An 11,940-nucleotide genomic window follows, 5' to 3' on the forward strand; every position below is an offset into this window, starting at 1 on the left:
CTTTAGTACCTGTGATCTTAACTTCACCTGTATCGTCACCTGTGAATGATGAGTTAGTTTAATTAACAATGTTACCTGAAATTACTAAATTCGAAGCATTTGTTGTATTCGAATCTGTAACCGTTACATTACCATCATTACCAATTAACGTTACTGTACCATTCGAGCCAGTTGCAGTAATGTTAGATTTAGATACTTCTGTATCTTTACCTGTTACTACTACGTGACCGTCTTTGTCAACAGTTGAAGTTAAGTTAGTACCAGTAACTGTAGTTGTACCATTTGAACTTACATTTACATTAGTACCAGTTACTGAGCTACCAGTTAAGGTTACATTTTCTCCACCTACAGATACATTGTCTTTAGTAGAAGTAACTGTTGAGTTATCTACTGTTGTTGTACCTGTTGGCGTATCAATGCTAACTGTACCGTTTGCAGTTACTGTTGAACCTTTAACTGTAGTTGCATTTGGACTGGTTAGAGTAACTGTACCGTCTTCTGATGTAGAAGTTACAGTAGAGTTATCTACGGTTACTTTATCACCTGATTTTAAGGTAATGCTTGAGTTAGTCTCAATGCTAGAACCGTTTTCTAACGTAATGCTACCATTGTTAGCTTCAACTGTAGTTGGGATGTATTTACCAACTTTAGTTGAGTTAATAGTTACATTACCTTTAGTACCTGTGATCTTAGCTTCACCTGTATCGTCACCAGTGAATGATGAGTTAGTTAAAGTAACATTAGTACCAGTTACTACAAGGTTAGAAGCATTAGTAGTATTAGAGTCAGTAACTGTTACATTACCTTCGTTACCGATAATGCTTACTGTACCATTTGAACCTTTAGCGGTAATGTTAGATTTAGATACTTCAGTATCTTTACCAGACACTACTACATGACCGTCTTTGTCTTGCGTAGAGGTTAGGTTCGAATCTGTAACAGTTGTAGTACCAGTTGAAGTTACAGTTACATTAGAGCCTTCAAGCTCACTACCTGTAACACTTACATTACCTTTTGCTGTTACTTCGGTTGGAATGTATTTACCGATATGAGTTTTCTCGATAGTTACATTACCGTCAGTACCAGTAATTTTCGCTCTACCTGTGTCATCACCAGTGAATGATGAGTTGGTTAAGTTAACATTGGTACCTGAGATTACTAGGTTCGAAGCATTTGTTGTGTTCGAATCTGTTACCGTTACATTACCATCGTTACCAGTTATCGTTACTGTACCATTAGAGCCAGTCGCTGTAATGTTAGAGTTAGATACTTCTGTATCTTTACCTGTTACTACTACGTTACCGTCTTTGTTAACAGTTGAAGTTAAGTTAGAACCTTTAACTGTAGTTGTACCAGTTGAAGTTACGGTTACATTAGTACCACCAACTTTACTACCATCAGTCACACTTACATTGCCACCGCTTACAGATACATTGTCTTTATTAGAAGTAACTGTTGAGTTTTCTACAGTTGTTGTACCTGTTGGTGTATCAATGCTAACTGTACCGTTTGCAGTTACTGTTGAACCTTTAACGGTAGTTGCATTTGGACTAGTTAGAGTAACTGTACCTTTTTCTGATGTAGAAGATACCGTTGAATTATCTACTGTTACTTTATCACCAGATTTTAAGGTAATACTTGAGTTGGTTACAATGCTAGAACCATTTTCTAACGTAATGCTACCGTTATCTGCTTGTACTGTAGTTGGGATGTATTTACCAACTTTAGTTGAGTTAAGAGTTACATTACCCTTAGTACCAGTGATCTTAGCTTCACCTGTGTCATCACCAGTGAATGATGAGTTAGTTAAGTTAACATTGGTACCTGAGATTACTAGGTTCGAAGCATTTGTTGTGTTCGAATCTGTAACCGTTACATTACCATCGTTACCAGTTATCGTTACAGTACCATTAGAGCCAGTTGCAGTAATGTTAGAGTTAGATACTTCAGTATCTTTACCTGTTACTACTACGTGACCGTCTTTGTTAACAGTTGAAGTTAAGTTAGAACCTTTAACTGTAGTTGTACCAGTTGAAGTTACGGTTACATTAGTACCACCAACTTTACTACCATCAGTCACACTTACATTGCCACCGCTTACAGATACATTATCTTTATTAGAAGTAACTGTTGAGTTCTCTACAGTTGTTGTACCTGTTGGTGTATCAATGCTAACTGTACCATTTGCAGTTACTGTTGAACCTTTAACTGTAGTTGCATTTGGACTAGTTAGAGTAACTGTACCGTCTTTAGAAGTTGAAGTTACCGTTGAGTTGTCTACGGTTACTTTATCACCAGATTCTAAAGTAATGCTTGAGTTGCTTTCAATGCTAGAACCGTTTTCTAAAGTAATGCTACCGTTATCTGCTTTTACTGTAGTTGGGATGTATTTACCAACTTTAGTTGAGTTAAGAGTTACATTACCCTTAGTACCCGTGATCTTAGCTTCACCTGTATCATCACCAGTGAATGATGAGTTAGTTAAGTTAACGTTATCACCAGTTATTACTAAGTGAGAAGCATTAGTAGTATTCGAGTTAGTAACTGTTACATTACCTTCGTTACCGATAATGCTTACGGTACCGTTTTTACCAGTTGCAGTAATGTTAGTGTTAGATACAGTTGTATCTTTACCAGAAACTACTACTTGACCATCTTCAGTTAGAGTCGAAGTTAAGTTCGAACCTGTAACTGTTGTTGTACCTGTAGAAGTTACGGTTACATTAGTACCACCAACTTTACTACCATCAGTAACACTTACATTGCCACCGCTTACAGTTACATTGCTGTTTTTCGAGGTGAGACTTGAGTTAGTTACTGTAGTATTACCATTAGTTGTACTTACATTAACTGTACCGTTTGCACTTACGTTAGAGTTAGTAACTGTAGTTGCATTCGGGCTATTTAAGGTTACCGTACCAGTTTCTGAAGTTGAAGTTACTGTTGAGTTCTCAACGGTTACTTTATCCCCAGATTTTAAGGTGATGTTAGATTTAGATTCAACACTTGTACCGTTTTCTAAAGTAATGCTACCGTTGTTAGCTTGGATTTCCGTTGGGATATATTTACCAACTTTAGTCGAGTTAAGAGTTGCATTACCTTTAGTAGCATTAATGATTGCTCTACCTGTGTCATCACCAGTAAATGATGAGTTAGTTAGACTTACACTGCCACCCGTTACATTTAAGTGTGAAGCTCTAGTAGTGTTAGAGTTATTAACAGTTACATTACCTTCGTTAGCAATAATGCTCACTGTACCATTAGTACCAGTTGCAGTAATGTTAGTGTTATCTATTGTAGTATCTTTACCAGAAACAACAACTTGACCGTCTTGAGTTAGAGTCGAAGTTAAGTTCGAAGCTGTAACTACAGTAGTATTGGTTGCTGTTACTGTTACATTTGTACCGCTAAGTTTACTACCCGCTGTAACACTTACATTGTCACCACCTACAGTTACATTGCTGTTTTTCGAGGTGAGACTTGAGTTACTTACAGTAGTATTACCTGCAGTGGTGTTAACCGTTACTGTGCCATTTGCTTCTACTGTTGAGTTAGTTACCGTAGTTGCATTTGGACTGCTTAGAGTAACTGTACCCTCTTTAGCTGTAGAAGTAACTGTAGCATTATCTAGAGTTACTTTGTCACCTGAGTTTAGGGTAATGCTTGAGTTAGACTCAACGCTTGTACCGTTTTCTAAAGTAATGCTACCCTTGTTAGCTTCAATTGAGGTTGGAATATATTTGCTAACTTTTGTTGCATTAAGAGTAACGTTACCATTGGTAGCGTTAATAATCGCTCTATCTGTGTCATCACCAGTAAATGATGAGTTAGAGAGACTTACACTGCCACCAGTTACATTTAAGTGTGAAGCTCTAGTAGTGTTAGAGTTAGTAACAGTTACATTACCTTCTTTAGCAATAATGCTAACTGTAGCATTAGTACCAGTTGCAGTAATGTTAGTGTTATCTATTGTAGTATCTTTACCAGAAACTACCACTTCACCTTTTTTACTTACTGTTGCAGTTAAGTTAGAACCTTTAACATTAGTTGCATTAGTTGCACTTACTGTTACATTAGTTCCGCTAACTTTACTACCAGTAACGCTTACATTGTCACCACCAACGCTTACATTGTTGTCATTTGAAGTAATGTTCGAATCAGTAACGGTAGTGTTACCTTTAGTAGTGGTAACTACTACTGCACCATTACCAGAAACAGTTGCGTTAGTTAAAGTAGTTGCGTTTGGACTGCTTAGAGTTACTGTACCAGCAGAAGCTGTTGAAGTAACTGTTGAGTTCTCAATAGTTACACGATCGCCTGAGTTTAGCGTAATATCAGAACCTGATTCTAAGTTAGAACCATTTTCTAGAGTAATATTACCTTTATCAGCACTAATCGAAGTTGGGATGTATTTTGCAACTTTAGTTGCATTTAAGGTTACATCACCATCTGTACCATTGATTACCGCACGACCTGTGTCATCACCTGTAAATGAAGTGTTAGTTACTGTAACATTGCTACCAGTTACATTTAAGTTCGCTGCACCAGTAGTAGTTGAGTTGCTTACACTTACATTACCTTCAGCGGTGATGCTTATGTTAGATTTTGTATTAGGAGTAGTTACTAGTGTAGCGTTTTCTAAAGTTGTAGTTTTACCTTTAACTTCAATAGTACCATTTTCTGTAGCTGTTGAAGTTAAGCTTGCATTTGTAACTTTAGTGTTTTCTTTTGCGCTTACAGAAACATTAACGCCAGTTACTTTACCTTCAACCGTTACATTGTTACCTGCAACTGTTACCTTGTCTTCTTTTGAAACAAGAGTTGATGTTGAAGCAATTGTAGTATTGCCGCTGTCTGTATTTACACTAATACTGCCGTTAGCTTTAACGGTTGCATTAGTTAAAGTAGTTTCATTTGGACTTGAAACAACTACTTTACCTGATGTTGAGGTTGAGTTAACCGTTGAGTCAGTAATAGTTACCTTGTCTCCTGAAGTTAGAGTTAAATCTGAGTTAGATTCAATGCTCGAACCATTTTCAAGAGTTAGGTTACCTTTACTTGCACTAATAGTTGTTGGAATGTATTTGCCAACTTTAGTTGCATTTAAGGTTACATTACCTGCGCTTGCATTAATTACTGCACTACCCTTGTCATCACCTGTAAAGCTAGAGTTAGTTAAATTAACATTATTACCAGTTACATTGAGGTGTGAAGCTGAAGTTGTGTTTGAGTTAGTAACTGTTACATTACCACCCTGAGCAATTAGACTTACGCTTGCATTTTCCCCAGTTGCTGAAATATTAGTATTATTTAGGGTTGTTTGTTTACCTTTAACTACAACTTGACCGTTTTGTTCAGCTGTAGTGCTGAGGTTAGTTGCCGTTACATTTACATTGTTTGTAGCCGTAACTGAAACATTTGCCCCTTTAACTTCACCACCTGTAAGCGTTACATTAGCACCACTTACACTTGTATTACCATTTTCTGAAACTAAAGTTGCATTACTACTTAAGTTACCTGTTGCACTTACATTAACCGCATTTGTACCGTTAATTGTACCGCCAACTAAAGTAATATTAGTTGCACTAATAGTTGCGTTTTTAGTATTAACTTTTAAGTTAGTTGCATTAAAGTCAGTTGCACTAATCGACGCATTATCAGTAGCGTTGATCGTTGCCCCACCTTTAGTGCTATAGTTAGTGGTTGTTAAACTTAAGTTAGGAGCCGTTACAGTTACATTGTCGTTCAGGCTTACATTTGGAGCGGTAATGTTAATATAACGATCCGCTCTTACTGTACCATTGTTAACTGTTACATTACCAGCTGGAGCAGTAAGGTTTAGATCACGCGACGAGTGAATAGTCGTGTTAGTTACCGTAATCTCTTCTTTACCTTGAACGTTAATGTCAGCTGTACCACCATCGGTAGTTAAGCTTGTTTCATTTAAGTTAACTTTATTGGTATTACCGTCACCAAGAGAAATTTCTGTTTGGTTAGCTTTAATGCTACCTTTAGTCACATTAATTACTGGTGCACGAGCAATTACACTTGCTCCAGAAACATTAGCATTAGTTAATTCAATGCTTTGTGGGGTTCTTAAAGTAACGTTACCAGTTCTAGCTGTTAGGTTACTGTCTGATACGTTAAGTTTAGCAGCAGTTGCATTTAAGTCAACGCTCGAACCTTCAACTTTAGAACCTTGAGTTACATCAAGGAGGCTAGTTGCATTAACTACAGTTGCGCCTGTTGAGTTAACCACACTGTTAGTTACATTTACTTTATCAGCAACTAGTTTAGTTGAGTTAGTTGAGTCAACTGTTGAACCTTGAACAGTAAGAACTGTTGCTGCTGAGAGATTTGTATCTGTACCATTAACTAGTGAGTTATTGGTTACAGTTACAACTGTTGCATTTACTAGAGTTGCCCCTTTCGAGTTAACTGTAGTTGCGTTAAGGTCAATGCTTGTTGCATTAACTGTCACGCCTTTGGTGCCACCAAGGATATTTGCACTATTAGCTGCATTTACTGTAGTTGCCTGTACTAGGGTAGTACCCGTAGCATCAGTTGAACCTATAGTACCTGCATTGAGGCTTACATTAGCTGCTTTTACGTTAGTATTTGCCGTAGCTGCTACTTTACCTTGATCGTTTACCGCAACATTAGTTGCAGTTAAAGTAACATCAGTACCAGTTACATGAGCATTTTCTCCTGTAACACTAATGTTAGTTGCAGTTAAGCTTGTATTTGCAGAGTTATTACCAACTGTAGAGTTCTCTACTGCAATGTATTTTGTACCATTTACAAGAGTTTGGTTGCTTGCAGAAACATTAGACTGGCCTTTAATTGCAATGCTTGGCGCACTTAAATTAACGTCAGTACCTAGAACCTGAGCTTGGTTGTTCACCAGAATGCTTGTACTTGCATTTACTAAAGTCTCAGTAGTACCGTTAACTGTAGCATTATCAATAGTTATGCTTGTACCGTTAACTGTAACCCCTGCTTGTGCTTTAACTGTTGCAGAGTTGTTTAAAGTTACGCTAGTACCATTAACTAAAGTCTTAGTACCTGTTACTTCAGATCCATCTACTACAACTGTTGGTGCATTTACTAGCGTATTAGTACCATTAACTTTCGCTGAGTTATTAACAGTAACGCTGTTAGTACCTGCAACAGTAGCATTAGTTGAACCATCTACTAATGAGTTATCAACAACTACATCAGCACCAGTTACTGAAGCATTTACCCCTTCAACTGTAGAACCATTTTCTAACGTTGCCTTGGTTTGAGCTTTAACTGTTGCATTTGCTGAACCTTGTACTGTTGACTTGTTAAGAGTTACTGTATCAGCTACTACCGAAGCGTTTGCTCCTTCAACAGTCGCTTGATTGCTTAAACTTGCACTTGTAGTTGCACATACTAAAGCATTTTTCGTACCGTTTACTTTTGCGTTATCAAGAGTTACTGTATCAGCTACTACCGAAGCGTTTGGCCCTTCAACAATTGCTCCATCGCTTAAGCTTGCACTTGTAGTTGCACATACTAAAGCATTTGCTGAACCTTGTACTTTTGCGTTATCAAGAGTTACTGTATTAGCTACTACCGAAGCGTTTGGCCCTTTAACAGTTGCTCCATCGCTTAAGCTTGCACTTGTAGTTGCACATACTAAGGCATTTTTCGTACCGTTTACTGTTGCATCTTCAAGAGTTGCAGAACCAGCTACTACCGAAGCATTTGCTCCTTCAACAGTTGCTCCATCGCTTAAGATTGCACTTGTAGTTGCACATACTAAAGCATTTGCTGTACCGTTTACTTTTGAGTTATCAATAGTTACTGTATTAGCTACTACCGAAGCGTTTTCCCCTTCAACAGTTGATCCGCTTACGCTTGCACTTGTAGTTGCACATACTAAGGCATTTTTCGTACCGTTTACTGTTGCACCTTCAAGAGTCACAACAGATCCATTTACTGTAGCGTTAACACTATTTACTTCAGATCTATCTCCTAAAGAAACAGTAGTACCATTAATCGTTGCTGAGTTAGTACCATTTACTCTAGATTCAGATACAGTTACTTGCGTACCATTAACAGTTGCTATTGTACCTTCAACTAATGATTCATCAAGAATTTCTACCGTTGCACCTGAAACTGAAGCATTTTCACCTTTAACTGTAGACTCAACTAAAGTAACAGTACCTGTAGCATTAACTGCTGCATTAGATGTACCATTAATTGTTGCTTGTTCAATTGATACATCTTTACCAGATACAGTTGCATTAACACTGTTTAGTTCAGCACCATTTGTGATTGTAGCTGAGGTTGTACCTGTAACACTAGAGTTTGCAGTTCCGTTTAAGCGAGAGTTAGCTACTGTTACTTCGTCACCTGAAACTGTAACTTCTTTTGCGGTTACTTCGGTACCTTCTTCAATAGATACTTGACCATCACCTTTAATTGTTGCAGTCGTACCATTTACAGTTGAACTAGATACTAGTACATTTTCTGTACCTGTAATAGTCGTGTTTAATGTTCCGTTTAAGGTTGAATCCTCTACAGTTACTTCCTTACCAGAAACATTAATATTATTAGCATTTACTGTAGAATTACGTTCTAATGCAACATAACCCTTGTGTCCCATTTATCGTAGAACTATTTACAGTTACACTTGAGCTACCATTAACGGTTACCGAATCTGTAGAATTCAGTTTTGCGTTACGTACTACACTAACATCTTTACCTGTAATATTGATAACAGGAGAGTTAATTTCACTGTTGCAGCTAACATTAATTAATTCGTCAGAAGTAATGGTTACACAGACAGTTGCGTTAACTTTTGCGTTACCTGTAACTAAAAGTCTATTATCACTATCTAAGGTAATTACCTCACTGGTAATGTTAGATCTACCTGTAACATTAAGATTTTCAGATGCATTAACTAATACCTTCTTCGTACCATTAACATTTGAAGCACAAAGATTTAGAGTGCTAACATTAACGGTTACATTTGTACTTGAAAGGTTAGAGTTACTTACGTTAGTATTTCCCGAGTTAGAGGTAATAGTTAAATTATTTTCTCCGCTAACATTACTTCGGTTAATAGTAATACCTTGACCTGAGTGAAGACTTGTTTCAGGACTTTTAACTGTTGCACAGCTTATAGTTAGAGTTCTAGTTGCGTTTAAAGATGCATTTTTAGTAGCATTTATCGTAGCACAACTGCTTACCTCTATACTTTCGCTAGCTACAACTTTAATATTAGAACCATTAACAAGAGTATTTTGTCCTGTTACAGTAACGCTTCTACCAGAGATATTAGTATTGTTTGCCCCGTTAACATTAGAGCCATTCCTAATTGTTGCTGTAGAGCTTGCGTTTAAATCAACTTCAGTACCTACAACTTTTGCTGAGTCAATGGTCAGACTACCTGTAGATGTAGCATTTACAATGGTTGCATTTACTTCAGACGAAGTATTAACTTCAATCGAACCCGCTTTTACATTAACTTCATTAGCAGAAAGTAATTTACTCGAGCTGCTAATAGCCGCAGTAGTACCAACGTTTAAGTTTACACTTGTAGTACCATTTAAGGTTGAATTGCTAACTGTAGTTTGCAGGTTTGAACTTACATTAACATTTTGTGCACTTAAGTTACTACTAATAAGGTTTATCCCACTCGTAGTAGAGCAAAGTGATAAATCTTTTTTTGCGGTAATGTTTGAACTATCAACATTTAAAGTTACACCCGCAGTAAAGTTAATCGTACTCGCATTAACTTCAGAATTACTTGTTACACAGAGCTCTGAAGAAGCATTAGCTTCTAGATGATTATCTACTTTAAAAGTAGAACCTTTAATCTCTACACTAGTACTAGTTAAGCTAGCATTATTGCTCGCTGTTAACTGGGTATTCTCTATAGATAACGAGCTTGAAGAGTCACCTGCATTTATACTAATATTAGCAGCTTTTAAAACTGCGTTGTCTTTAATAAAAATTTCATTCCTATCACCATCTTCTCTAGCAGCTGTGATGGTGAGATTATTTGTTCCATTTAAAGTAGCATCAGTTACATTAACCTTAGAAGCATTTAAAGTAATGTTATCTGAATTAATTTCAGAATTTTCATCTACTTCTAGCTCGCTATCTTGTGTATAAAAAGATACTGTAGCAGTAGCATTAACTTTAGCGTTATCTGTAACTTTAAGCTTACCTGTACCATTAACGGTAACATCAGTAGCACAAAGAAGAGTATCGTCATTCTGGATAGTTATCTCACTACCATGAATGGTAATGTTAGTAGCATATAACTTAGAAGCGTTCTCTATTGTTACTTCATCTGAAGTATTTAAATAAATACCACCAGATGTTGCATTTAAGGTACTATTATTGATATTTACTATACCAACCACTTCAGCTTCTGAACTAGAAGAATTGGTATATCTAATATTAGCTGCAGTAATACAAGAATCCGTAACATTAAAGTATGCCGGAGATGTATTACCATCATAGATATTTAAAGAACCTGAGAGGTTAATTTCACTTTCTGTAAAATTAACAAATTGTCTTGCATAAACCGTTAAATCACCAGCACCTGCATCTGTTGCGGTTATATTTACATAATAGAAGTCAACGTGCTTTCTTGCTGTTAAGGTTACGCCTGTGGTCTTTAAGTAAGTTTGGATGTCTGAATCGGTAATAAAAGTATAAGTAGCTCGTGTTCTTGCCGCTACTGCATCATCTGCACTAAACTCAGGACCAGATAGTGAAGTAAGATTTGAAGCTGAATAGTTTCTTGATGTACTATTCACAAATGTATTAATTTTAGACCAGCTCGGCGAAGAGTTAACTACAAGAATTGAGTCTGGATCTAATAACCAGTTACCCGTTGTACCGTATGTAGATCTTGTATCAACGAACACATTAGTGCCAAGACTTAAGGAGTTACCTGAAGTCTCAATAAAGCCACCATTGCCATTTACAGAGGTAGCATAGAAAGAACCATCATAATTTGCGGTGTTACCCCAAGAGATAGCTTTACCTGCATCTCCTTGGTTACCAGATACGTTTACTACCGCACCTTGTGCAACACTAGTGTTAGCTGCTAGTTTTAGTTCACCTGTACCTTGTAAATCACCGCCAAGATAAACTTGTCCACCTTGGTTACCAGATGCATCTACTAATGCAGAGCTCTCTAGACTTACAGTATCACCTAGAACTGTTACTGTACCACCTGTACCTGCAGCATTAGAGGCATTGATTGTGCCATTAATTACTACTAAGCCAGATTGATTGCTAATATTAGCCGCTAATTGTGCATCTGTGAAATTAGTTTGTTGTACTAATTCTGACTCAGAAGCACCGTAAAGTAAAACTTCACCGTTTGCTGTAATTGTTGCTTTACGTGCAGAGTCAGATGCCGAAATTACATCAGCAAATTGACTTGCAGAAGTGTAGCCATTTGCTACTTTATTTGCTAATAAATAAGCACGTTTAGATACAATTTCCCCAAGGTTAACAGCTTTGTTATCGGCAGTAACTTTGTAAGAAATTAATGGGTTGTCTAAATCCTGAATGGTAATTGACTGACCTGCTAGTAAGTACACTGTACCATTTTTTGCTTCCAGAATTCCATTGTTTACTACTTTACCACCCACTAAAGCTAGAGTACCGTCATCGTTTACTTTAATTAAACCTTGGTTGATAACGCTAGCAATAGCTTGGTCTTTGTCTTGGTTAAATACATAGTTGCCTTTAACAAAGTCCTCGTTGCTAATATCAAGAGTTGATGCAACTAAAGACTGTACGTTTACAACTGAGTTTGCTCCAAAAACAATCCCTGCTGGGTTAACGATAAATACTTTACCGTTTGATTCTAAAGTACCAATAATTTGAGACACGCTACCCCCCAGCACTCGGTTAAGTACTGCAGAATGAGAGCTTCATTGG

The 11,940-nt window shown here is 37.1% G+C and carries 1 protein-coding gene and 1 pseudogene; both read right to left on the reverse strand.

Annotation, left to right across the window (positions count from 1 at the left end):
- Nucleotides 1-58: 58 nt before the first annotated feature.
- Nucleotides 59-8,635 (reverse strand): beta strand repeat-containing protein, encoded by an 8,577-nt coding sequence (locus tag CJP74_RS04715; RefSeq protein ID WP_119497128.1) that lies wholly within the window; start codon nt 8,633-8,635, stop codon nt 59-61.
- A pseudogene (locus CJP74_RS04720) lies at nt 8,601-11,915 on the reverse strand (two-partner secretion domain-containing protein); the annotation flags it as partial. The pseudogene CJP74_RS04720 and the gene CJP74_RS04715, both read right to left, overlap by 35 nt.
- Nucleotides 11,916-11,940: the final 25 nt, after the last annotated feature.

Origin of the sequence: Psittacicella melopsittaci (assembly GCF_003585925.1) — a bacterium.
In the GTDB taxonomy this organism is placed as follows: Bacteria; Pseudomonadota; Gammaproteobacteria; order Enterobacterales; family Psittacicellaceae; genus Psittacicella; species Psittacicella melopsittaci.